Source organism: Streptomyces sp. NBC_00104 (assembly GCF_045160825.1).
GTDB lineage: Bacteria > Actinomycetota > Actinomycetes > Streptomycetales > Streptomycetaceae > Streptomyces.
In genome coordinates this window covers 1,295,551-1,317,140 of sequence record NZ_CP108215.1, presented here as the reverse complement: position 1 = coordinate 1,317,140, position 21,590 = coordinate 1,295,551, and the positions used below count along the sequence as shown (strand labels likewise).

22 protein-coding genes are annotated in these 21,590 nt (G+C 72.6%); 10 read left to right on the top strand and 12 right to left on the bottom strand.

Translation table 11 applies throughout. The annotated features are described in order from the left end of the window. Positions 1 to 4: 4 nt before the first annotated feature. The 4 genes from OG272_RS05645 to OG272_RS05630 all read left to right on the top strand — a co-directional run bounded on the left by OG272_RS05645 (position 5) and on the right by OG272_RS05630 (position 3,981). Positions 5 to 1,423, top strand: a complete 1,419-nt coding sequence (locus OG272_RS05645) for an NAD(P)(+) transhydrogenase (Re/Si-specific) subunit beta (RefSeq protein WP_405892732.1) — start codon at positions 5 to 7, stop codon at positions 1,421 to 1,423. 439 nt (positions 1,424 to 1,862) lie between these two features. Continuing rightward, positions 1,863 to 2,591: a CBS domain-containing protein gene (locus OG272_RS05640; protein ID WP_405892730.1), complete on the top strand. Its 729-nt coding sequence runs from the start codon at positions 1,863 to 1,865 to the stop codon at positions 2,589 to 2,591. A gap of 261 nt (positions 2,592 to 2,852) precedes the next feature. After that, entirely contained in the window at positions 2,853 to 3,452 is a 600-nt protein-coding gene (locus OG272_RS05635; protein WP_405892728.1) for a hypothetical protein, read from the top strand. 106 nt (positions 3,453 to 3,558) lie between these two features. Continuing rightward, the gene (locus OG272_RS05630; protein WP_327730962.1) at positions 3,559 to 3,981 is read left to right on the top strand and encodes an Hsp20/alpha crystallin family protein; all 423 of its coding nucleotides are present in this window, start codon (positions 3,559 to 3,561) and stop codon (positions 3,979 to 3,981) included. 290 nt (positions 3,982 to 4,271) lie between these two features. On the opposite strand, the gene OG272_RS05625 is transcribed toward OG272_RS05630, so the two are convergent. Beyond that, positions 4,272 to 4,937: a CBS domain-containing protein gene (locus OG272_RS05625; RefSeq protein WP_405892726.1), complete on the bottom strand. Its 666-nt coding sequence runs from the start codon at positions 4,935 to 4,937 to the stop codon at positions 4,272 to 4,274. A gap of 597 nt (positions 4,938 to 5,534) precedes the next feature. On the opposite strand from OG272_RS05625, the gene OG272_RS05620 reads away from it, so the two are divergent. Both OG272_RS05620 and OG272_RS05615 read left to right on the top strand, forming a co-directional pair. Beyond that, complete coding sequence (locus OG272_RS05620) at positions 5,535 to 5,747, top strand: hypothetical protein (RefSeq protein WP_327730964.1); 213 nt, start codon at positions 5,535 to 5,537, stop codon at positions 5,745 to 5,747. A gap of 15 nt (positions 5,748 to 5,762) precedes the next feature. Then, complete coding sequence (locus OG272_RS05615) at positions 5,763 to 6,608, top strand: 2-oxo acid dehydrogenase subunit E2 (protein WP_405892724.1); 846 nt, start codon at positions 5,763 to 5,765, stop codon at positions 6,606 to 6,608. A gap of 132 nt (positions 6,609 to 6,740) precedes the next feature. Here the strand turns inward: OG272_RS05615 and OG272_RS05610 are convergent, their stop codons facing one another. From OG272_RS05610 to OG272_RS05595, 4 genes are read right to left on the bottom strand one after another with little or no spacing between them, the layout of a single operon-like run. Further along, positions 6,741 to 7,256: a universal stress protein gene (locus OG272_RS05610; protein WP_327730966.1), complete on the bottom strand. Its 516-nt coding sequence runs from the start codon at positions 7,254 to 7,256 to the stop codon at positions 6,741 to 6,743. 37 nt (positions 7,257 to 7,293) lie between these two features. After that, positions 7,294 to 7,671 (bottom strand): hypothetical protein, encoded by a 378-nt coding sequence (locus OG272_RS05605; protein ID WP_405892722.1) that lies wholly within the window; start codon positions 7,669 to 7,671, stop codon positions 7,294 to 7,296. Next, positions 7,668 to 8,030 carry a DUF4389 domain-containing protein gene (locus OG272_RS05600; RefSeq protein WP_327730968.1) on the bottom strand — a complete coding sequence of 121 codons (363 nt, stop codon included), beginning with the start codon at positions 8,028 to 8,030 and terminating at the stop codon, positions 7,668 to 7,670. The genes OG272_RS05605 and OG272_RS05600 overlap by 4 nt, the downstream gene beginning before the upstream one ends. Positions 8,031 to 8,064: 34 nt before the next feature. Continuing rightward, positions 8,065 to 8,286, bottom strand: coding sequence for a hypothetical protein (locus tag OG272_RS05595; protein WP_327730969.1), 222 nt, complete (start codon positions 8,284 to 8,286; stop codon positions 8,065 to 8,067). A 672-nt stretch (positions 8,287 to 8,958) separates the two neighbouring features. On the opposite strand from OG272_RS05595, the gene OG272_RS05590 reads away from it, so the two are divergent. Further along, on the top strand, positions 8,959 to 9,861 hold the full coding sequence (locus OG272_RS05590) for a universal stress protein (RefSeq protein WP_327730970.1): 903 nt from the start codon (positions 8,959 to 8,961) through the stop codon (positions 9,859 to 9,861). 19 nt (positions 9,862 to 9,880) lie between these two features. Here OG272_RS05590 and OG272_RS05585 read toward each other — a convergent pair whose 3' ends face one another. Further along, complete coding sequence (locus OG272_RS05585; protein ID WP_327730971.1) at positions 9,881 to 10,147, bottom strand: DUF1876 domain-containing protein; 267 nt, start codon at positions 10,145 to 10,147, stop codon at positions 9,881 to 9,883. An 807-nt stretch (positions 10,148 to 10,954) separates the two neighbouring features. On the opposite strand from OG272_RS05585, the gene OG272_RS05580 reads away from it, so the two are divergent. Continuing rightward, positions 10,955 to 11,302, top strand: a complete 348-nt coding sequence (locus tag OG272_RS05580) for a hypothetical protein (protein ID WP_327730972.1) — start codon at positions 10,955 to 10,957, stop codon at positions 11,300 to 11,302. 16 nt (positions 11,303 to 11,318) lie between these two features. On the opposite strand, the gene OG272_RS05575 is transcribed toward OG272_RS05580, so the two are convergent. The 6 genes from OG272_RS05575 to OG272_RS05550 form a co-directional block, all read right to left on the bottom strand. Further along, entirely contained in the window at positions 11,319 to 11,537 is a 219-nt protein-coding gene (locus OG272_RS05575) for a hypothetical protein (protein ID WP_405892720.1), read from the bottom strand. A gap of 67 nt (positions 11,538 to 11,604) precedes the next feature. Continuing rightward, positions 11,605 to 11,757 (bottom strand): hypothetical protein, encoded by a 153-nt coding sequence (locus OG272_RS05570; protein WP_327730974.1) that lies wholly within the window; start codon positions 11,755 to 11,757, stop codon positions 11,605 to 11,607. Positions 11,758 to 11,858: 101 nt separating this feature from the next. Further along, the gene (locus OG272_RS05565; protein ID WP_327730975.1) at positions 11,859 to 13,031 is read right to left on the bottom strand and encodes an ABC transporter permease; all 1,173 of its coding nucleotides are present in this window, start codon (positions 13,029 to 13,031) and stop codon (positions 11,859 to 11,861) included. After that, a complete protein-coding gene (locus OG272_RS05560) occupies positions 13,028 to 14,194 on the bottom strand; it encodes an ABC transporter permease (protein WP_405892718.1) in 1,167 nt (388 codons plus the stop codon). The genes OG272_RS05565 and OG272_RS05560 overlap by 4 nt, the downstream gene beginning before the upstream one ends. Positions 14,195 to 14,200: 6 nt before the next feature. After that, a complete protein-coding gene (locus OG272_RS05555) occupies positions 14,201 to 15,220 on the bottom strand; it encodes an ABC transporter ATP-binding protein (protein WP_328222489.1) in 1,020 nt (339 codons plus the stop codon). Positions 15,221 to 15,377: 157 nt separating this feature from the next. Next, the gene (locus OG272_RS05550; RefSeq protein ID WP_328222488.1) at positions 15,378 to 17,717 is read right to left on the bottom strand and encodes a heavy metal translocating P-type ATPase; all 2,340 of its coding nucleotides are present in this window, start codon (positions 17,715 to 17,717) and stop codon (positions 15,378 to 15,380) included. 429 nt (positions 17,718 to 18,146) lie between these two features. Between OG272_RS05550 and OG272_RS05545 the strand changes: the two genes are divergently transcribed. Both OG272_RS05545 and OG272_RS05540 read left to right on the top strand, forming a co-directional pair. After that, entirely contained in the window at positions 18,147 to 20,837 is a 2,691-nt protein-coding gene (locus tag OG272_RS05545; RefSeq protein ID WP_405892716.1) for a GNAT family N-acetyltransferase, read from the top strand. Positions 20,838 to 20,852: 15 nt separating this feature from the next. Then, a complete protein-coding gene (locus tag OG272_RS05540; protein ID WP_327730980.1) occupies positions 20,853 to 21,584 on the top strand; it encodes a CBS domain-containing protein in 732 nt (243 codons plus the stop codon). Positions 21,585 to 21,590: the final 6 nt, after the last annotated feature.

Here is a 21,590-nt window from a genome sequence, read left to right as displayed (position 1 = left end):
CGCCATGGACACGGTCTCCGACGCCGTCCACTACATCTTCCTGGCAGCCGCAGCCTGCTTCGTCCTGGGACTGCACCTGATGAACCACCCCCGCACGGCCCGCCGCGGCAACACCCTCTCCGCCGGGGCCATGGCCGTCGCCGTCGCCGCCACCGTGTGGCTGGTGGCGGACGAGAACGTGATCAGCCGGACCGGATGGCTCGTGCTGATCACGGGCGGGCTGGTCGGCGCGGCCCTCGGCCTGTGGGCCGCACGCGAGGTCCGGATGACGGCCATGCCGCAACTGGTCAGCCTCTTCAACGCCGTCGGCGGTGGCGCGGCCGCGCTCATCGCGGTCGCTGACCTGCTCCAGGCCGACGCTCCGGCCGCCCTGGGCGCGCGGGTCTCCCTGCCGGGAGCGCTGTCCGTCGTCATCGGCGCGGTCACCTTCTCCGGATCGCTGGTCGCCGCGGGCAAGCTGCAGGGCGTCGTGCCCGGCGCGCCGGTGGTGTTCCCCGGAGCACGCCTGCTCAACGTCCTGCTGCCGGCGTCCTTCGTCGCCGGCACGGTCTGGCTGGTACTCGCGCCGGACTCGCGCGCACCGCTGTACGGGCTCGTGGCCGTGGCGCTGCTCTTCGGCGTGACGATGGTCCTGCCGATCGGCGGAGCCGACATGCCGGTGGTCATCTCGCTGCTGAACGCCTTCACGGGGTCGGCGGTCGCGATGGCGGGCTTCGTGCTCGACGAGACCGCGCTCATCGTCGCGGGCATGCTCGTCAGCGCCTCGGGCGGCATCCTCACCAAGCTGATGGCCGACGCCATGAACCGTTCCATCGCCAACATCGTCGTCGGCGGCTTCGGCACCGGCGACAGCGCCCGGGCGGCGGCCGGCCCGGGCGGTGCGCCGGCCCATGTGCGTGCGGTCTCCGCGGACGACGTGGCGATCCAGCTGGCGTACGCGAGCAAGGTCGTCGTCGTCCCCGGCTACGGCCTCGCCGCCGCCCAGGCCCAGCACGAACTCGGCGCCCTGGCCAAGCTGTTGACGGACCACGGCGTCGACGTCACCTACGCGATCCACCCGGTCGCGGGCCGCATGCCGGGCCACATGAACGTCCTCCTCGCGGAGGCCAACGTGCCGTACACACAGCTCAAGGAGATGGAGGACGTCAACCCGGAGTTCCCGCAGGCCGACGTGGCCCTCGTCATCGGCGCCAACGACGTCACCAACCCGATCGCCCGCCGTCCCGGCAACGCGATCTCCGGAATGCCGATCCTCGACGTCGACAAGGCCAGGAGCGTCGTGGTCATCAAGCGCTCGATGGGCCACGGCTACGCGGGCATCGACAACGAGCTGTACACCAATCCCAGGACCGGCATGTTCTTCTCCGACGCGAAGAAGGGACTGTCCGAACTCAAGGCAGCGGTCGGTGAGTTCGTCGCCTGAACAGCACGGCGAGGCAGCGAGGCTCCCGCGCGAACGGCGCGGGAGCGTCGCCTTCTGCGCCGGGGCCCGAAGGGAATGGGCGGAACACGCGTCGGACGAGAGCCCACCGGGCCCAGGACTGGGTCACTCGGACCCTGCCCTGGGCGGGTCCGTGGCCCGCAGGCTGAAGGTGTGGCGTGATGCGCGGAGGAGTGGACGACGGCCGCCCGTGTGCTCACGAGTTCGATGCCGCAGCGTACGACGGATGTGCCGGGCCGTTCTCAAGACGGAGAGCGTGATCGAGCTCCGGGTCGACGGGGTCAGGGGCCCACCGCCTGCGCACGGTCCCGCACACGCCGACTCGGCCCGTACGCCCGCGGCGGCGCCGGGAGCTCGGTGAACGCGGTATGCCGCCTCACCCCGCCCGGCGGCCCGTACCTGAGCACACCTGGAGAATGCCATGCACGGCACGCCCCACCTCGTGAGTGATGTCATGACCCGCACGGTTGTCGCCCTGCAACGTGGAGCGACGTTCAAGGACATCGTGAGGGCCATGCAGCGGCGGAGGGTCAGCGCCCTTCCCGTACTGGACGGCGGGAACCGGGTCGCCGGTGTCGTCTCCGAGGCCGACCTGTTGCCGAAGGAGGCGTTCCGCGACGGAGACCCGGACCTCCCCCGGTCTCGGCTTCGCTCGACCGGGGGGAGCCCCATCACACAGCTGCGGCGCCTGTCCGATCTCACCAAGGCCGGCGCGGTGACGGCCGAGCAGTTGATGACCGCTCCGGCCGTGACCGTCCAGGCGGACGCGACCTTGGCACAGGCCGCGCGCATCATGGCCCGGCGCAGGGTCAAGCGACTGCCGGTCGTGGATGACCAGGGCGTGCTGGAAGGCATCGTCAGCCGCTCCGACCTGCTCAAGGTGTTCCTGCGGGGGGACGATGACATCGCCGAGGAGATCCGCCGCGAGGTCGTGGCCTTCCTGTTCCCCGATCCGGTCGAACCGGTGCGGGTGGGGGTGCGGGACGGAATCGTCACGCTCACCGGCCACATCGGGGACACCGCTCTCGTGCCCGTCGCCGTACGCCTGGTACGTGCCGTGGAGGGCGTGGTGGACGTGGACTGCGCGCTCATGGGCCCACGCCGTCATCCGGGCCTCGACGGATCTCGACCCGGATCTCCCGGACGGTGAGGACGGCCCACAGCCCTCCCGAGGGCGCGAGCCGTCATGAACCGGGCTCCCGGCCCCGACCGGTTTTCCCTGCGTGCTCCTGTGCTCCTGTGCTCCTGTGCTCGCGTGGGACCGAACGGCCCGTCGCGGCATCCGGAACCGGGCCCGAACGTCCCGGAAGGCGTGCCTGGTCGGCCTCTGCCCGGGGCCCAGGGGAGGTGGGACTTTTCTTGCGACAGGTGTCAGGCATCGACAGCGGTACTGGTGAGGGGGTGTCCACCGATGGCGCGGACGCGGCGTACGAAGGCGACGAGGGTGTGGCTCTGGCGATGGCGGCGCAATCCACTGCGGCGCCACAGCGACTCCGTGGAGGCGTGGATCGTCCTCGGCATCTGGACTCTCGCCCTCCTGGGCGGCTCTGCCGCCGGCCAGTGGGCGCTGAGGTCGGCAGAGGACAGCATCGCCTCACGGAGTGCGGAGGCGCACACCGTGTCGGCCGTGCTCACCGAGGACGCGCCGAAGACCCCGGGTGTGACGACGTCCGGAACCGGCGGTGACCTGGTGTGGGCGAAGGTGAGCTGGACGTCCGCCGACGGTGCCACCCACACGGGCCGGGCGCGGGTCGAGCCGGGCGGCAAGGCGGGCACCACGGCCACCGTGTGGACGGACGGAACGGGCAAGCTGGTCTCCGAGCCCGCCACGGGCACCGAGGCGATGCTGGAGTCGGCGTTCGCTGGTGTGCTGGCCGGGACCGGCGTCGGAGCCGGAGCGCTGCTGTGCGGGTGGCTGGTCCGCCGGCATCTGGAACGTCGGCGCATGGGGGAGTGGGAGACGGAGTGGAAGCAGGTCGGTCCGCAGTGGCGGAAGAGGCTGACCGGCTGACAGAGGCCGACCGGCCCCGTACGGGACCCGGTCGGCCCACGCGTGTCCCGGTCGGGCGCGCCACGCTGGAGTGAGGAAGTGAGGAAGGAAGCAGAGGAGGGAGAACATGAACGGCGTGATCGAGCGGTTGCACGGCTGGCCGGCGTTGCCCGACCTGTTCGGCTGGGCCGAGTCCGGGTTCCCCGGCGCGCACATGGTTCCCGGGCTGCACGGCATCCGTGTCGAAGAGCATCTGGCGGACGGAACGTATGTGCTGCGCGCCGAACTTCCGGGCATCGACCCCGCGAAGGACGTCGAGATCACCGTGGAGGAAAGCGTTCTGACCCTGCGGGCCGAGCGCGGTGAGGAGACCACGGAGAAGCACCGTACGGAATTTCGCTACGGCACCTTCGCCCGCTCCGTCCGGCTGCCCGCCGGAGCGAGGGGTGACGAGGCGACCGCGGAGTACAAGGACGGCGTCCTGACAGTCACGGTCCCGGTCCCGGAGGAGGAGACGGGTGCCAGGACCATCCCGGTGCGGCACGGCTGAACAGCCGCACCACGGTGCGCGGCCGGGTGCCGTACCGGCCGCGCACCCGTACGTCCGACCGCCGGCAGACGCGGTACCCGGCCGATCGGACACTCCCCGACGACCTCTCCGGCGCGGGCCGCGTTCTGCCCCTCGGAGCGAGCCCGTCGGCGGCGGACGAGCCTCCCGTCCGCCGCCGACGATGTCGGCGGTGCGCATCCCAGGTCCGCCAGGGCCGGCCGCCGTGCCGCGCCACGCGTCCGGCAGACGCCCGGCGAGCACCGGGTCGCGGCACGGGGCGGCGGGGTACGTCACCTCGGGTCACTCCGAGGTGCTCCGGCGGTGAGGTCGCACTCGACGTCGACCACGCCTTCGACGGCGCGCACGAGGCGGGCGGCCACCGGCACCAGTGAGGTGTCCCTGATCCGTCCGGTGAGCGTGACGACGCCCTCGGAGACCCGCACCCGGACGGGCTCGACCGGGGTTGGGAACAGGCGTGTGACGACTTCGTGGCGGACCTCCTCGGCGATGTCGTCGTCGGTCCGCAGGAAGACCTTCAGCAGGTCCGCTCGGCTGACGACGCCTTCGAGCATGCCCACTTCGTTGACGACGGGCAGCCGCTTGACCTTGCGCAGGGCCATGATGCGTGCGGCCTCGGCGATGGTGGCGTCGGCGTGGACGGTGACGGCCGGTGCATTCATCAGCTCCCCCGCCGTCAGCCCACCGGCCTTGGCCAGGTCGTCCAGGCGACGCATCTGGGTGAACCGGTCGGGGTCGCTGTCGCGGAACTCCTCCTTCGGCAGCAGATCGGCCTCGGAGACGACGCCGATCACCCGGCCCTCGCCCTCCAGCACGGGCAGGGCGCTGACCTTCCACTGCCCCATGAGCTCCACGATCTCCTTGAACTGGGCATCGCGGCCGACGGCGACGACGGTATGCGTCATCACATCGCTCACGACGCGCGGGCGGCCGAACATGGCGTCCTCCTTTGGCGGGTCAGGTGCGTTCGAAACCGAGGTCCGGCACATGGGTGGCGCGGGAGACGCACGGACCGGGTCGCCGTCGACGACGCCCCGGTTCCGCGTGGTGCGCGGCACGAGGCGGACGGACGCGGGGTCCGTTCCCGTCCAGGGCCGCCGTTCTCGCGCTGTCTGCCATCGTTCCCCTCCACAATGCCGTGGGGGCCACTGGTCCCATCGTGGGCGCGCACCGGGCGGGGCGCCACGGGTCGTCCGGTCCTGGGGAAGGGGTCGTTCGGCCCCGGTGCGCGGCAGCGTGCTCACGGATTGCGCTGTCGGCGGCCGGGCGCGTGACGACGACATCGGCTACCTGCCACAGCTGCCGCGCCGCGGCCTCCGGGAGCGGATCGTGACGACCGCGTTCAGTGCGCTTCGGGAGCGCCTACCGGTCCGGTGACGTGGCGTTTCCACCCGGCCCTCGGTATGTGTGCGGGGCGCGGGCGGTCCTGCCCCGACCGGCCCCGAGGCCGGGGCCGGTCGGCTCATGCGCCGTGACCGGTACCGGAGTTGACTGAGCATCAGGGAAACAAATCCACCTTGAGGGGAGTGAGGGCCATGGGTACGAGTCTCACACCGGAGTTCTGGGAGCGGTTCGCCGTGCTGCTGGTGGTGGCCATGGGAGTGACCTGCGTCCTCACCGCGGTGTTCGACGCGTGGGCGGTCCGCCTGCTGAGGCGGCGTGTGCGCAGGGTGCAGCCACCGGTGCCGTTCCGTTCGGACACGACGGATCACGCCACGTCCGGTGACGGTACATCCATCCGTTGCTGAGGAAAGCATGGCCGTATGACATCGACAGGTACCGGGGACCGACCACGCCGCATCGACGTCGGCTCCTTCCCGGCCGAGAGAAGGCTGGTGGTCGCCGCCCAGCGGGCCGGGCGACGCATGGCGGCCATGCACTGTCTCGTCGAACTCGACGTGACGACAGCGCGGGAGCTGCTCGCCGCGTCGCACCGGCCGGTGTCACTCACCGCGTTCGTGGCGGCCTCCGTCGCCAGGGTCGCGGCGGCACATCCGCACGTCCACGCCTATCGGGACTGGCGTGGCCGCCTCGTCCGACATCATCACGTCGACGTGGGGACGATGGTGGAGGTGGACACCGCGCAGGGCCCCTTCGCCCTGCCGCACGTCCTGCGCGACGCCGACGTACGCGACGTCCCCGACCTCACGGCAGAGCTGCGGGCCGTCAAGGCCGACCCCACGGTAACCGGCCCGGGGCGGATCCTCGACCGATACGGCAGCATCCTGACCCGACTGCCCGGCCTGCTGCCGGCGATGTACGCGTTGCTGGCCAGGTCCGTACGGTTGCGGCAGACCACCGGGACCGTCGCCGTCACGGCGGTCGGCATGTTCGGCGCCGGCGGGGGGTTCGGGATCGCCTCTCCCTCCCTGTTCCCCCTACAAGTCGTCGTCGGCGGGCTGACCGAGCAGCCCCGCGTCGTCGACGGGCGCGTCGGGGTCCGCGAGGTGTTGGACCTCACCGTCACCTTCGACCACAACGTGACCGACGGCGCGCCCGCCGCCCGCTTCGTGGCGGATCTCCGCCGTGTTGTCGAGACCGCCGAGGTACTGCGCTCGTCCGACGACGCCGACGACGGCGGGGGACTCGGCTCGGACGGACGAGGCTGAGCCAGGCCGCCGCATGGAACACGGCAGTCGGGCCCGAACGGGTACGCCCGGGGCAGACGGCGACGCCGTACGGCGGAGCATACGGCGGTCGTTCCACGATCGCGCGTCCCCCTTTTCCTCCTCTCTTTCCTTCTACGCGGCGCCGCTCCGCAGAGGAGCAGACATCCCGACGGCCCGGAGCGGCGACGCGGGCGGGACAGCGGTGGCGGGCACCGCGACCATGGGGACCGTCGCGTGCCGCAGGCACGCGCGGCCGACCGCTCCCATCGGGGGCAGCCCATCCCGGCCGTGGACATCGCGCCCCACGGCCAGGAGCAGGGCGCCGTGCGCCTGCTGGAGCAGCACCCGCGCGGGCGGCCCCTCCACCAGGACGGCGCGGCAGGCACGGTCGACTCGTGGGCCGAAGACCTCTCGCACCGTCGAGGCGAGGAGTTCCGCGGCCCGGTCGCGCTGCTCCGCGACCGGCGGGTGCGCGGAGACGGGTGCGTAGGGGGCGAGTCCGGGCCCGGCCGGTTCCCAGGCGTGTACGGCGACGACCTCCGCGCGCAGCGCGGGGGCCTGTTCGGTGGCCCAGCGCAGAGCGGCCGTCGACGCCTCGGAGCCGTCGACGCCCACAACGATCCTGTTTCCGGCGATGAGTTCCGACATCGCTTCCTCCCTGGGTGTCCCCTTGTTCCCCGATGGCTCAGTACAGTGATGCCGGCCAGTTCGTCAGTACGGCGGTGATGACGCCGACGTCGAGCAGTACGCCGAGCGACAACCAGGGGTTGAACCAGTGGGCCTTGAGCACCAGCTCGACGGCTGCCGCGAGGACTGCGGCGGTCGCCAGGCCGCCGCTCTGTGCCGCCGTGGCCGACCCGGCGATGACATACAGGGTGGCCGTGACCGACGCGAGGCCGACAGCCGTCACCCTCATGAAGCGGGCCTGCGGTAGGCCCGCCGCCGCGAGTACCCAGGAGCGCCCGGGGTCGAAGGGTTCGTCGCCGCCCGTCCGCGCGAGCCACACCTGCAGATGGACGAGGCCGTGCAGGAAGAGGAACGTGGCGACGAGCGCCGTGGTCATGGCCGCGCCTCCGGTTCCGTGCCGCCCTGGTCGAGCCGGAACGGCGGGTGGGCGTCGGTGTGGAGGGCCGCGTGGGCGGCCACCCTCAGCACCCAGCGGTTGAGCCCGGTCACCAGGTCGAAGACCCCGCGCGGGCAGCGTCCGGTGGCCGCCAGGGCGACCCCGGCGAACAGCGTCAGCAGGCCGATGAGCCCGCACGCGCCCCAGGACACGCTGACGCCGCCCAGGAGGAAGCCCAGGACCAGGTAGTGGGGCAGGGCGAGCAGCCACTTCACCAGCCACAGCCTGCGGGACAGTTGTGCGTCGCGGACCGCGGTCACCCGGGCGGGGTGCACGGGGCGTACGGCTTCCGTGCTCATGGCGGCCCCTCCCTTCGGATGCGGGTGCCGATCGTCAGCGGTAGTGGCGGTGGTCCTCGTGGTCGCCGATGTAGTGCCGCTCCTCCAGGACCACCTCCCGCTCACCGGGCCGCCGGACCGCGCCGGGCGTCGCCATGAACATGATGAGGCCGAGGACACCGGCGGCCATCAGGACGAAGCCGACGACGAACGAGCTGTAACCGAACACCAGGCAGGCCCCCAGCACGGCCGCGGCGATCAGGATGAGGGGAATCATGGCTGTCTTCCTTTCGTCTGCCCGGTCGCAACGCCGGGTCCTGCGGATGCCGGGAGCCGATCGTCGGCTCATCTCCGCGTGCGCCGAGGCTGTCGGGTGTCGCCCGGGAGCGCCTCCTTTGGGCCTAGCCTCCAGCGTCTGCCGCGGGACCTCTCCGGCACATGGGGCTGAGTGGGCAGGCAGCCGGGCCGAAAGGCCCTCGACGCCTGTGCGCAGGACCGGGCAGGGGCTCTCCCGCCTCTCCCGTCATCGCGTCCGTCTGCGGCGTCGGCCCGCGTCCCCGCTCCCTCACTCGGGACGCGTGACCGTCCACGCCCTCCCACGAGAGGAACGGCATGGGCCGAACGTCCCGTCGAGGGCCGAACCGTCCCTTCTGCCGCCCGTCCGGTGAGGCGACCGCCGTCGTCCGACCGCGACCCGATCGACGTACGGCTGCCCGATCGCGCGGTCCGCGTCCGGCCGGGGGAGACATGTCGGCTGGTGCTTCCCAAATGAACCGACAACTCGACCCTGCCCGCGGTCTGTTGCACCGTGGTCCAGGTCGGTGCGTCCTCGTGGGCGGCGGACACTGGGCCGGATGGTCCGGGGGAGGGCCTGGTAGCCCCTCCCCGCCGGGTTGTCGAAGGGCGACGCTGGTCAGGAGGAGCAGACCTAGTGTGGGAGGTGCGAGTCATGCTTCTGCCTGTGATCGCCGGAGTCGACGGATCCGCCGAGAGTCTGGCCGCGGCCGACTGGGCGGCGCGCGAAGCCTTACGGCGCGAGTGCCCCCTGCGGCTGGTGCACGTGTGGAACTGGCATCCGCGTCAGGGAGAGGGCGAATCGGTCAACGCCGTCCAACGACACCTGGCCCGGCGCTGCTTGCGTCAGGCGGAGGAGCGCGTCCGAGCCACATGCCCCGGCGTACTCGTGTACGACGAGCAGACGGAGGGGCCCGCGACACCGGCTCTCCTCGCCGCGGCGGACCGGGCCGAGCTGCTGGTGCTGGGCTCGCGTGGGCTCAGCGGCTTCACCGGATTCCTGGTCGGCTCGGTCGCGCTGGGCGTCGTGGCGAAGGCGAAACGTCCCGTCGTTCTCGTACGGGCCGGGGAGGAGGCCGGAGACGAACACCTGTCGGCGGACGACGGCAGTGCTTCCCTCCACACCGGCTACCGGGACGTGGTGCTCGGCCTGGACCTCGGTGATCCCTGCGACGAGGTGATCGAGTTCGCCTTCGAGGCGGCTCGGCTGCGCCGGGCCCGGCTGCGAGTGGTGTACGCCTGGCAGTCGCCGTCCGCCATCAGCCTGGGACCGGGGGACATCGCCCTGGTGGACGAACCGCAGCGTGGAGAGGAGTGGCAGGGGTTCCTGTCCGCACTGCTCCAGGTGTGGCGGGACAAGTACCCCGACGTAGAGGTCGTGGAATGCGTGCCGAAGGACAAGGCGTCGACCGCGCTGCTCCGCGCCGCCTCCGGGGCGGGTCTGCTGGTCGTCGGCCACCGTCTGACCGAGCGTCCGGTGGGCCCCCGCACGGGTCCCGTGACCCACGCGGCCATCCATCACGTCGGCTGCCCCGTGGCTGTCGTACCGCATGGATGAGAGGCCGCGGACCCGCCCGTCAGGTTCGCACCGGGCCGGTGAGCTGCACGATGTCGTCGGAGGCGACGTCGTGCAGCCGGATGGCGAGATCATCCAGGGCGCGGCTGGCCGCGAGTTCGTCGCCGATCTCCGGGATGGGGCGGTCGACCGGGTTGCGCCGGGCCACGCCCCTGCCGGTGACCGTCGACGTGGCCTCGGTGGTCAGCACGGCGCGAGCGCGGGTCTCGTCACCCTCTTCGGTGATGTGGATCCGCACGGTCCACTCCTTGGCTTGCCTGGTTTCCATCGTGATCACTCCTGCGCGCCGGGCGTAGGGCCGACAGGCCCCGGAGGGGCGTCGCGGACCTCACGGCGACATCCCTTCCTCTCAGCCTGCGCCTGTCCTCGGCGCCGGTCCAGAGCTCAGAAAGGGCGGCACCCCGCATGGCTGATGTCCCCGCGCGCCCGAGCCACGCGGCCGACTACCTCGTCCGCGCCGCCGTGACCGCGCCCTCCGTGCACAACACACAGCCGTGGCTGTCCGTCGAGGAGGGCAGGGACCGCGGCATCGAGGTGCACGCGGACGTCACCCGACGCCTCCTCCGCACCGATCCGTGCGGCAGGGAGATGGTCATCAGCTGTGGTGCCTCCCTGTTCAACATCCGCCTCGCGATGCGGCACCTCGGTTTCCACCCTGTCGTCCAGCCCTTTCCGCACCCGGGGAGCCCGGCGTTCCTCGCTCGTGTGGGCTGGGGGGCGTACGGGCCGTCCACACTCGACGAAGAGCGCATGTACGGTGCCCTGAGCCGACGGCACACCGTCCGTGGACCGTTCCGCACCGATCCTGTTCCGGTGCCGCTGATCGACGCGTTGCGTGAGGACGCCTCCGCCGAAGGAGCCACGCTGCACGTCATGGACATCGCCCACGATCGACTTCACCTCGCCGAACTCGTCCGGGCCGTCGAGGGCGTGCATCGAACCGATCCCGGACACCTCGCCGAACAAGCCCGGTGGGCCGGGCCGGCCCGTCGGCCCGGGTACGACGGAGTGCCCGCCTACGCGTCCGTCGCCCACCCGGACCGCACCCTCCTGCCAGGACGGGACTTCGCAGGCAGTGCCCAGAACGCTCCCCTCCCCTGCGCGGCGCTGGTCCGCGCGGACCGGGCTGATCGTCGTGCTCAGCACGGAGCGCGACGACCCGCCGGACTGGCTCCGGGCCGGACAGGCCCTCGAACGGATCCTGCTGCACGCCGCCACCCGCCACGTCATGGCGGCCTTCCACACCCAGCCCCTCGAACTCCCACGCCTGCGGACACGCGTACGTGAGACCCTCACCGCGGGAGAGTTCCCGCAGATGATCCTGCGCCTCGGCTCCGCGCTGTCCACCTGTCCGGTTCCACGGCGCCCGGCGTTGGAGGTCCTCACGGCGGGCGCCACCCGGTCCGTGGGCGTTTCCCGCTGACCACGACGAGAAGCCGCTACGGAGAACGAAGCCGCGGACGCGCCGAAGTCGGCGACGAGGTCACGGCCGGCTCGGCGGCGACCTCCGGTGGCCGGTGGAGCGTGTTGCGGACGGTGCGGTGCGAGGCGACGGAGAGCAGAGCCGCGCGGCGCCGCTCCGTCGGTCCGGGCGGCGGAGCGACCGTGACGTGGACGGACGCGACGCGGGCGACGAGGGCGGGGCGGTCGGCGGCCATGGTGAACTCCGCACGGACCCGGAGTCCGGCCCGCTCCAGGCCGTGGCGCCGCAGGTAGCGGCCGCGGCTAGCGGCCGCAGTGGAAGGCGACGCAGGTGGCCAGGGACGCCGCGAACAGCTCGGTGGGCGTCGGTGCGGTGTCCTGGCCACCGGCCTCCTCGGGCCGGTCGACCGGCAACCGGTGACCGCGGATCTCGACGGCGTACGCGTCGCCGTCCACATGAGAGACCTCGATCCGGTGCGCTTGCGCACCCGGCGACAGGGGGGGCGGTCTGTGGCGCGGTCTCGGGCATGTTCGTGCCTCCTCCTGCGTGTCGGGTGTCAGCCGCGACCCGTCGTCAGCCGGCGCCGCAGGGCGAAGGAGGCGAGGGCGAGGAGCACCGTCGCGAACGCCGTGAGGACGACGAGGTGCCGGAGGATCGCGGGCAGATCGCCGTCCTTGGACAGCAGCGTGGTCCAGGCGTCGACGGCCCAGGCGTGCGGCACCGCGTGCCCTGCCGTGCTGAGCCAGTCGGGCACCAGGGCCAGGGGCCACATGCAGCCGCCGAGCATGCCGAGCCCGGTGCCGAGCGCCGGGCCGACGGCATGCACCTGTTCCGGGGTGCGGAACAGCGCGCCGGCCAGCAGCCCGCTTCCCGTCCCGACCAGCGCCCATACGGTGATCAGGACCCCGGCGGCGAGCGGGTCGCCCCAGGCCACGCCGAAGGCGAGTGCGCCGATGCCCACGATCAGCAGGGACTGCAGCAGGGCCAGCAGCACATACGCGACCGTCTCGCCGAACACCAGGGTGCGGGCGGAGACGGGTGCCGCGAGCGCGCGGGCGTACACCCCCGTCCTGCGGGTCTGCACGATGGCCGCGCCGCCCGCCAGGGCGTTGATGAAGACGAACAGCACCAGCATGGTGGGGGTGCTGTAGCTGTAGCCCAGCGGCAGGTAGTCGCTCCGGCCGTCGACGGTCTCGGCGCGTACCGCGACGGGGGACGCCGCCCGCTCGACGCGGCGGGTCAGCGCCAGAGTCTCGTCGAAGCCTCCGTCCGTCTCACCTGCGGCGAAGCGCGCGGCCTGCAACCGCGCCGCGTGGTCGGCCACGACCGCCGACACCGAGGAGACCGCCGCGTGCCCGGCGCTCCCGGACGGCTCCACCAGCACCCGCACCGTGACGGAACGTCCGGCCCGCACCGCCTCGTCGAGACCGGACGGCACCAGGACGACCGCGTCCAGCTCGGCACGGCGCAGAGCGGCGCTCGCGTCCGACGCGGTCGCGTAGGCCTGCGTACGCAGACCGGGCGCGTCCTCCAGACCGGACACCAACTCCCTGGCCACAGGGCCTGCCTGAGCGGCCTGCACGAGGCCGACCCGGAACTGGTCGAAGCCGCTCACGGTGACCCCGATGACGACGATGATCGCGACCGGCAGCAGCACCATGAAGAACAGCGCCGTCCGGTCGCGGAGCGTGCGCGTCATCGTGGCCCGGGTCACGGCGAGAGCGGTCATGTCGTCCTCCTCAGCCGCAGGAGCAGTACGGTCACCATCGCGACGCCCGCCGAGAACGCGGCGATGCCGAGCAGCGGCATACCGACCGCCGCCCAGCCGCTCACGCCGGTGCCCAGGTCGGTGAAACCGCGCAGGGCCCAGCCGTTGGGGGTGAACAGCGTCAACCGCCGCATGAGCGCAGTGCCGGAGGCGAAGACGAAGTTGCCGCCGAGCAGGGCGAGCGCGAACACCACGATCGACGCGAGCCCTTCGGCCTGCCTCTCGGTCCGGGCGAGTGAGATCACCAGCGCGGTGAGGGACACCACGGCCACCGCCATGCCCGCACTCAGCGCGGCCACCCCGACCGGATCCGCCCAGCGGGCGCCGAACGCCAGCCACGAGACGACCGTGACGGTGGCGAGCCCGGCCAGGCTGTAGACGAACGTGGACAGCGACTTGCCCAGCAGCAGGGCACCCCTGCCGACGGGGGCCGCCGCGATCCGGTCGAGGGTGCCCTGCTGCTGCTCGACGAAGTATCCGCGTGCCCCGAAACCGACGGTGAACAGCACGAAGAACATGCCCATGCTCGGCCCGAAGTAGCTGATGACCTTCAGCGGGTCGTCGGCGAGTCCCTCCGGCCGTACCTCCTCCGGCAGGTGCAACAGGGCCGCCTCGCCGGCGAGTTCGGGTACGTCCTCCTGCGGGGCGCCCGCGGCCACGGCGGTGGCGACCGACAGACGATCGGCGTTGACCTGGGCGACGTACGACTCGGTGACGGCACGCGCCAGCTGCGCCTGAAGCCCGAAGTCGACGCTGTCCAGGACCGTGACCGGCGACGAACCGCTGCCACGCAGCGCCGCGGTGAAGCCCTCGGGCACGACGATCGCGGCGTGGACGCGACCCGCGTCGACGGCCCGTCGGGCACCCGCCTCGTCGTCGTACGACCGCAGACGCACGGTGTCCTTGAGCTCCGGGCTCCTCAACACCCGGGTCAGGCCGGTGGCGGCCGCGCCGCGGTCCAGGTCCACCACCCCGATGTCGGCACGGAACTCGGAGCCGCCGCCGAACGCCATGGCCATCAGCCCGGAGATCAGCACCGGGGCCAGGAACACGATCACCCAGGCCGACCGGTCGCGCAGGCGCTGCCGCAGATCCTTGGCCGCTATGGCGAGAACGACACGCACGACAGCTCACTCCCTCAGCGCGGTGCCGGTCAGGTGCAGGAAGACCGCTTCGAGGTCGGGCTCGTCGATCTCGACGCTCCTGATGTCGACGCCCTGCTCGTGGGCGAGGTCGAGCAGGTGCGGCAGCAGACTGCGGGCGTCCCTGACGACCACCTCGACCACATCGCCGCGCTCGCCGGTACACGCCACGCCCTCGACCCGTGCGAGCCGACGGCAGGCCTCCGCGTACGCCGCCGGGTCGCCGATGGCCGTGAGCCGTACCCGGTCGCGCTCGGCCACCAGCGCCACCAGCTCACGGGGGCGCCCTTCGGCGACGAGGCGGCCCCGGTCGATGATGCCGACCCGGTCGCAGAGACGCTCGGCCTCCTCCATGTAGTGCGTGGTGTACAGGACCGCCATGCCCTCCTCGCCGAAGCGGTGGACACTCTCCAGGATCGCGTGGCGGCTCTGCGGGTCGACCCCCACGGTCGGCTCGTCCAGCACCAGCAGTGTCGGCGCGTGCACCAGCCCGGCCCCGATGTTGAGGCGCCTGCGCATGCCGCCGGACAGTGAGTCGACGCGGTCGCCGGCCCGGGCCGACAGGTCGATGAGGTCCAGGACCTCGTCCACGCGGCGCTCCCGTTGCCGGCGCGGGAGCCGGTAGAGCCGACCGAAGAAGCGGAGGTTCTCACGGACGCTGAGATCGGGATAGAGGGCAACGTCCTGCGGTACGAAGCCGATGAGTCGCTTGGCGGGTCCCGCGCCCGTGCTCACCGGCTGCCCGGCCACCCGCACCGTTCCGGCGTGCGGCCGCAGCAGCCCGCAGACCATCCTGATCGTCGTGGTCTTTCCGGCGCCGTTCGGCCCGAGCAGGCCGTACGTCTCGCCGGGAGCGATGCTCAGGCTCACGTCGTCAACGGCGGTGCGGTCGCCGAACCGCCGGACGAGATGTGCGCAGTCGAGGACTGCCGGGCCGCTGTCCCCTGCGGGGTGGTCGCGGTGGCCGGGGGGCGAGGCCATGACGGTGGCCCGCTCACGGTCGGTCATGGGCGTGCTCCCTGCCTTTGGACGTCGAGGCACCGGGCGGGCCCGGCCGTCGAGTCGAGCGTCTTCCCCGTGCCCCGGCGGGGACAGGGACCGCACGGGCCCTTCATGGGGCCGTTGGACCCACTGCGCCGCCCTCTCCTCGTCCCGCGGAGCACGCTCACGGGGCGAGGGAGAAGTAGTTCTCCTCCTCCTGGGTGAAGTGGAGGCGCAGCACGGTGTGGAGTCCGTAGAGGCTGGCGCGTAGGTCGTCGAGCTGCTCCGGGGCCGGCCCCTCGCCGGTGTCGGCCAGTGCGAGGTGGGTGGCGATGCGCCGGGCGAGCCGTTCGATCTCGGCGTGGGCGCGGCTCATGGTGGCGGTCGACTCGGGACCGCCCAGGGCGGGGGCGAGCGCCGGGTAGAGCTGGTGCTCCTCGGCGTACTCGTGTGGCAGCAGCTGTTCGGTGAGCAGCCGGTGCACCTCACCCACCGCCGCCAGGGCCTGGGGACCGGGGGTGTCCGAGAGGCGGTCGGCGGCGGCCCGAACGGCTTCGAGGACGTCCTGCAGATCGTCGTGCTCGGCGGCGAAGCGGTGGATGAGGGCTTCCGTGGCGGGCTGAAGGGCGGGCTGCGCGGCGTGGTCGACGCGCAGGGCGCGCAGCGCGTTGAGGATGACCACGACGTCGATGCCCTCCTGGAGCAGGGCGCCCACAGCGGGCGGGAGCAGGCCGAAAGCCGCCGCGACCATGGCCGCGAGCGACATCACCATGCCGCCGAGCGCGCTCTGCACGGCGATGCGCCGCGCGCGGACGGCGATGCCGACGGCGTCGGCCAGGCGGTCCACGCGGTCGGTGGTCAGGACGACGTCGGCGGCCTCGGAGGAGGCGGTGGAGCCGTGGGCGCCCATGGCCACGCCGATGTCCGCGGCGGCCAGAGCCGGGGCGTCGTTGACGCCGTCACCCACCATCACGGTCACCGCGCGGTCGGCTTCGGCGCGCACTTGCGCCACCTTGCCGGCCGGATCGAGTTCGGCGCGTACGCCGTCGAGACCGAGGACGGCGGCGATCTCACGGGCGGGCTCGGGGCGGTCACCGGTGAGCATCACGAGCCGGTCGATGCCCGCCGCGCGCAGGCGGCGCAGGGTGCGGGGCGCGTCGTGGCGCAGCGGGTCACGCAGGAGGACCGCGCCCACCGGGCGGTCGTCGACGGTGAGCCAGGCGACGGCCGCCCCGTCCAGGAGCGCGCGATTGTCGACCGAGCGTGCCCAGGCCGCCTGTTCGGCGTGGGTGTCGAGGCGGCCGACGGTCGTCCGGTGCCCCTCGACGGTGCCGGTGGCGCCCCGGCCGGGCTCCTCGGACACATCCACGGGCACGGACAGCTCCAGCCCGCGCTCGCGGGCTGCGTCCACGATGGCCCGTGCCAGGACGTGCGGGGAGTACTGGTCGAGCGAGGCGGCCAGCCGCAGCACGTCGGCCGGCTTCCACCCCGGGGCGGCGGTCACGTCGAGGGCGCGCGGGTGACCGGTGGTGAGGGTGCCGGTCTTGTCGAGCATCAGGGTCCGGGCCCGGCCCAGGCTCTCCAGCGCCCCGCCGTCACGGATCACCACGCCGAGGCGGGAGGCCCGCGACAACCCGGAGACGATCGCCACGGGGGCCGCGAGCAGCAGCGGGCACGGCGTGGCGACCACCAGCACCGCCACCGCCCGCACCGCGTCACCGCTGACCAGCCAGGCCAGCCCGGCCGCCGCCACCGACAGCGGCAGGAACCAGGCCGCGTACCGGTCGGCCAGGCGGACGACGGGAGCGGACTGAGCTCCGGCCTGCCGGGCGAGCCGCACGATCTCGGCGTACGTGCTGTCCTGCTCGGTGGCCGAGGCACGCAGTTCGAACGCACTGCCCGCGTTGACGACGCCGCTGCGCACCGACCGGCCCGGAGCACGCTCCACGGTCAGGGATTCTCCGGTGAGCACCGATTCGTCGAGGACGGCCGTGGCGCCGGCCACGCGTCCGTCGACGGGGACGACCTCGCCCGGACCGACGACGAGCAGGTCACCGACGGCCACCTCGGCGAGCGGCACCGTGCGCACCTCGGATCCGGTGCGGCGCCGGGCGGTGCGGGGCGCGTGCTCCAGCAGCGCGCGCAGGTCGTGGGAGGCCCGCCGCTGGGCCGCGGCCTCCAGGGTGCGGCCGGTGGCGAGCATCAGCGAGATCAGGGCACCGGCCAGGTACTCACCGACCGCCAGGGTGCCGCCGAGCGCCAGCACCGCGATCAGGTCCACACCCGCGTGACCGCTCCGCAGCGCCGCCAGCACCCAGCCCACCGCGGGCACGACGGCCACGACCGTGCCGAGGCCCCAGCACAGGTCGGCGACCTCGGGAGCGCCGAGGAACCAGGCGACGACCCCGGCCGCCAGCGCGGCGGCCGTGACGACGAGGAGGGCTGGTTCGATCTTCGGGGGCAGGGACACCGCGGCGAACAGCCGACGCAGCTGCTTTCCCGGGACGGTGATGACGCGTTTCATGACGTTCCCCAGTCGCGTGCCCAGTAGCTTCGGACCGTGCCTGTCTCCATCTCAGCCTTGCGCGTGACCGAGGGTAAGGGGACGAACGGCCCGAACTGCCGCGGGCGCCGACCGGGCCGCACGTCAGCAGCCCGGGACGACGGCGACCGGGCACGGGACGTGGTGCGGTGTGCGGATCGCCGGCCCGGACCGTGACAGCGGGGCCACGGGGAAGGCCCGGACCTGTGAGAAAGGCGCTGGGGAAGCGTGCTGCCGTATGCCGCGCCGTCGCGGACTACCCGCCCCGCGGGCCTCGGAGCACGAGCATCCTTCGACAACCCTCCCGGGCGGACTTAGGGCCGACCGGCCCTGGGTCACGCCCGGACAGCCCATGGGATCGGCCCCCGATCCGCCGGATGCTCAACGTGTCGAAAGCCTTGGAGGACCGCCATGACCGACCCGTCCAGCCTCCCCATGGTCCACGCCCTGCTCATGGACGGCACCACCGTGTGCATCCGGGGGGTGGCGCGGGCCGACCACGATCAGCTGCAGGGACTGTACGAGGAGATGTCCCCGGAGAACCTGAGGCTGCGGTTCTTCGCGGCGAGCCGGCGCTCCGCACAGATGGCGGCCGAGCGGGCCTGCGCGCCGCCACACCCCGGGTACCGAGCCCTGCTGGCCGAGACACAGGGACAGGTCATCGGCCTGGCCGAGTACGAGACGGGTGAGGACGCGACATCGGCCGAGATCTCCATCGCGGTCGCCGACGGACTGCACCATCGCGGCGTCGGCACCCTCCTCGTCGAGCACCTGGTCTCGGCAGCCCGGGCGGAGGGCATCACCTCGTTCACGGCGGACGCGCTCAGCGAGAACCACGAGGTCCTCCAGCTCTTCGCCGACCTCGGCCTGCGCACCTCCCGCCGCTTCGACGGTCCGGAGGTGCGCTGCACCGTCGAACTCGACGAGACCGACACTTATCTCTCCGCTGTCGAGGCACGCGGCGGGGCCGCCAACATCGCCAGCATGAAAACCCTGCTGCGGCCGGGCACCGTCGCCGTCGTCGGCGCGGGGCGCAAACCCGGGTCGGTGGGCCGGGCCGTCCTGCACCACCTGCACACGGGCGGTTACACCGGGCGGCTCTTCGCGGTGAACCCCCGTGCCGGCTCGATCCTCGGCGTCCCGTCCTACCCGTCGGTCAGTGCCCTGCCGAAGACCCCCGACCTGGTGGTCGTCGCGGTGCCGTCCGCAGCGATCCCGGCCACGGCCGAGGAGTGCGGGAAGGCCGGCGTGCGGGCCCTGCTCGTCGTCTCCGCGGGCCTCGACAGCGCGCAGGCGGAGGCGCTGGTGGCGGCGTGCCGCGAGTACGGCCTGCGGCTCGTCGGTCCCAACTGCCTCGGCGTCTCCAACACCGACCCCGCAGTCTCCCTCGACGCGACCTTCGCCGTCGATCACCCGCGCCCCGGCACGGCCGGAGTCGCCGTGCAGTCCGGCGGGGTGGGCATCGCCCTGCTCGACGGCCTGTCCCGCCTGGGCGTCGGCGTCTCCTCCTTCGCCTCCCTCGGCGACAAGTACGACGTCAGCGGCAACGACATGCTCCAGTGGTGGGAGAGCGACGGCCGCACCGACCTCGCTCTGCTGCACCTGGAGTCCTTCGGCAACCCCCGGGCCTTCTCCCGCACGGCGCGGCGCGTGACCCGTCGTATGCCCGTCCTCACCGTGGACGCCGGGCGCACCGACGCGGGCCGCCGTGCCGCTGCCTCGCACACCGCGGCCGCCGCCACCCGGACGATGACCCGGCAGGCCCTGTTCACCCAGGCCGGCATCACCGCCACCCGCTCGGTCGCCGAACTCATGGAAGCCGCCGCCCTGCTGCACTCCCAGCCGCTCCCGGCGGGCAGCCGGGTCGCGATCGTCACCAACGCCGGCGGCGCGGGTGTGCTCGCCGCCGACGCCTGCACGGAGGCGGGGCTGGCCATCCCACCGTTCACTGCCGAGACGGTCGACGACCTGCTCGCGGTACTGCCCGAGGGCGCCGCGGTGGGCAATCCCGTCGATGCCAGCGCCGCGGTCACGGAGGAGCAGCTCGGAGCGTGCGTGGACCGGATCATGCGGTGTCCCGGCATCGACGCCGTCGTGCTGGCGCTCGTCCCCACCGCGGTCGCCGCCGCGACGGGCGACGACCTCGTCCGGGCCCTCACCCATGGTCCCGGAATCCGCACCCGGACCGCCGTGGTCGTACGCCTGGAGCAGGACCTGCCGGTCAAGCTGCTGCCCGCCGACGGAGGCGGCGCGATCCCCTCGTACGCCGAACCCCAGGCGGCGGCGCGGGCCCTGGCCCATGCCGCCCGCCGTGCGGAGTGGCTGAGCCGCCCGGTCGGCACGTTCCCGGACCTCGAAGGAGTCGAGACCGCACGCGCCCACGCGGTCGCCGAGGCCTTCCTGGCGGCACACCCGGACGGCGGCTGGCTCGACCCGCGCACCTGCGCCGAACTCCTCGGCTGCTACGGCGTCCCCCAGCTTCCCTGGGCCTGGGCCGAGACCGAGGACGAGGCTTCGGCCGCCGCCGAGCGACTGCGCGGCGCCGACGGCCGGGTGGTCATGAAGGCCCACTGGCCGGGGCTGGTGCACAAGAGCGAGCAGCACGCCGTCCACCTCGACCTGCGCGGCGACACGCAAGTACGCGCCGCCTTCCGGGACTTCGAGGCCCGGTTCGAAGGACTGCTCACCGGAGTGCTCGTACAGCCCCTCGCCGCACGCGGCACAGAGCTGTTCGCGGGCGTCGTCCAGGACGAGGTCTTCGGCCCGCTGGTCCTCTTCGGGCTCGGCGGAACGGCGACCGAGATACTGGCCGACCACGCCGCCCGACTCGCCCCGCTCACCGACCAGGACGTGCACGACCTGATCACCGCGCCGCGCTGCGCCCCGCTCCTGTTCGGCGCGCGTGGCAGCGGCCCCATCGACCTCGAAGGCCTGGAGCAGCTGCTCCTGCGGCTGTCCCGCATGGCGAGCGACCTGCCGCAGCTGGCCGAGGCCGACTTCAACCCCGTTCTCGCGACACCGGGCGGGGTCTTTGTGCTCGATGCGCGCGTACGGCTACTGCCCCGCCGGCCTCAGGATCCCTATCTGCGCCGGCTCCGCTGAGGAGGGATTACGGACATGAGGCACGACAAGGTGAGCTCGGTGATGACCACCGATGTGGTCCGGGCCGAGTACGGCACCCCGTTCAAGGAAGTGGCACGGCTGCTGGCCGACCACCGGATCAGCGGGCTGCCGGTGGTCGACGAGGACGACAACGTCATCGGCGTCCTCTCGGAGACCGACCTGATGGTCCGGCAGGCCGAGACCCCCGACCCCTACCGGCCGAAGCGCCGCTTCCGGCTGACCGACCTGACGCGCGGCGCCAGGAGCCGGGCCACGAAGGCGAAGGCTCGCACCGCGGGACAGCTGATGACCGAACCGCCGGTGACCGCACTCGCCGACGACACCATCGTCGAGGCCGCCCGGAGCATGGCGCGGCACCGGGTGGAACGGCTGCCCGTCCTGGACGAGGAGAACCGGCTCGTCGGCATCGTCACCCGGCGCGATCTGCTCCAGGTCTTCCTGCGACCCGACCGGGAGATCCGCGACGTGGTCGTCCGCGAGGTGCTGGAGCGTGCGCTGTGGCTGGCACCCCGGACCGTCGACGTCTCCGTCGCCGAGGGCGTGGTCACGCTCGACGGCCACACGGAGCGCAGGAGCGAGGCGGAGATCGCCGTCTCCATGACCCGTCAGATCGACGGCGTGGTCGCCGTCGTCGACAAGCTCGGCTACCACGTCGACGACTCGCGCCTCCAGCCCGGCGAGCCGGCAGTGCACGGCATCGCCGACGACTGGCTCCGCAAGCTGTGAAAGGAG

What these genes read in the sequence shown, in the direction of transcription:
- OG272_RS05620 (WP_327730964.1), top strand. Translation starts at nt 5,535, where the DNA reads ATGGGTACGAGTCTCACACCGGAGTTCTGGGAGCGGTTCGCCGTGCTG.
- OG272_RS05610 (WP_327730966.1), bottom strand. Translation starts at nt 7,256, where the DNA reads ATGTCGGAACTCATCGCCGGAAACAGGATCGTTGTGGGCGTCGACGGC.
- OG272_RS05640 (WP_405892730.1), top strand. Translation starts at nt 1,863, where the DNA reads ATGCACGGCACGCCCCACCTCGTGAGTGATGTCATGACCCGCACGGTT.
- OG272_RS05645 (WP_405892732.1), top strand. Translation starts at nt 5, where the DNA reads ATGGACACGGTCTCCGACGCCGTCCACTACATCTTCCTGGCAGCCGCA.
- OG272_RS05590 (WP_327730970.1), top strand. Translation starts at nt 8,959, where the DNA reads ATGCTTCTGCCTGTGATCGCCGGAGTCGACGGATCCGCCGAGAGTCTG.
- OG272_RS05605 (WP_405892722.1), bottom strand. Translation starts at nt 7,671, where the DNA reads ATGACCACGGCGCTCGTCGCCACGTTCCTCTTCCTGCACGGCCTCGTC.
- OG272_RS05540 (WP_327730980.1), top strand. Translation starts at nt 20,853, where the DNA reads ATGAGGCACGACAAGGTGAGCTCGGTGATGACCACCGATGTGGTCCGG.
- OG272_RS05600 (WP_327730968.1), bottom strand. Translation starts at nt 8,030, where the DNA reads ATGAGCACGGAAGCCGTACGCCCCGTGCACCCCGCCCGGGTGACCGCG.
- OG272_RS05635 (WP_405892728.1), top strand. Translation starts at nt 2,853, where the DNA reads ATGGCGCGGACGCGGCGTACGAAGGCGACGAGGGTGTGGCTCTGGCGA.
- OG272_RS05565 (WP_327730975.1), bottom strand. Translation starts at nt 13,031, where the DNA reads ATGACCGCTCTCGCCGTGACCCGGGCCACGATGACGCGCACGCTCCGC.
- OG272_RS05550 (WP_328222488.1), bottom strand. Translation starts at nt 17,717, where the DNA reads ATGAAACGCGTCATCACCGTCCCGGGAAAGCAGCTGCGTCGGCTGTTC.
- OG272_RS05555 (WP_328222489.1), bottom strand. Translation starts at nt 15,220, where the DNA reads ATGACCGACCGTGAGCGGGCCACCGTCATGGCCTCGCCCCCCGGCCAC.
- OG272_RS05625 (WP_405892726.1), bottom strand. Translation starts at nt 4,937, where the DNA reads ATGTTCGGCCGCCCGCGCGTCGTGAGCGATGTGATGACGCATACCGTC.
- OG272_RS05630 (WP_327730962.1), top strand. Translation starts at nt 3,559, where the DNA reads ATGAACGGCGTGATCGAGCGGTTGCACGGCTGGCCGGCGTTGCCCGAC.
- OG272_RS05595 (WP_327730969.1), bottom strand. Translation starts at nt 8,286, where the DNA reads ATGATTCCCCTCATCCTGATCGCCGCGGCCGTGCTGGGGGCCTGCCTG.
- OG272_RS05545 (WP_405892716.1), top strand. Translation starts at nt 18,147, where the DNA reads ATGACCGACCCGTCCAGCCTCCCCATGGTCCACGCCCTGCTCATGGAC.
- OG272_RS05575 (WP_405892720.1), bottom strand. Translation starts at nt 11,537, where the DNA reads ATGGCCGCCGACCGCCCCGCCCTCGTCGCCCGCGTCGCGTCCGTCCAC.
- OG272_RS05585 (WP_327730971.1), bottom strand. Translation starts at nt 10,147, where the DNA reads ATGGAAACCAGGCAAGCCAAGGAGTGGACCGTGCGGATCCACATCACC.
- OG272_RS05615 (WP_405892724.1), top strand. Translation starts at nt 5,763, where the DNA reads ATGACATCGACAGGTACCGGGGACCGACCACGCCGCATCGACGTCGGC.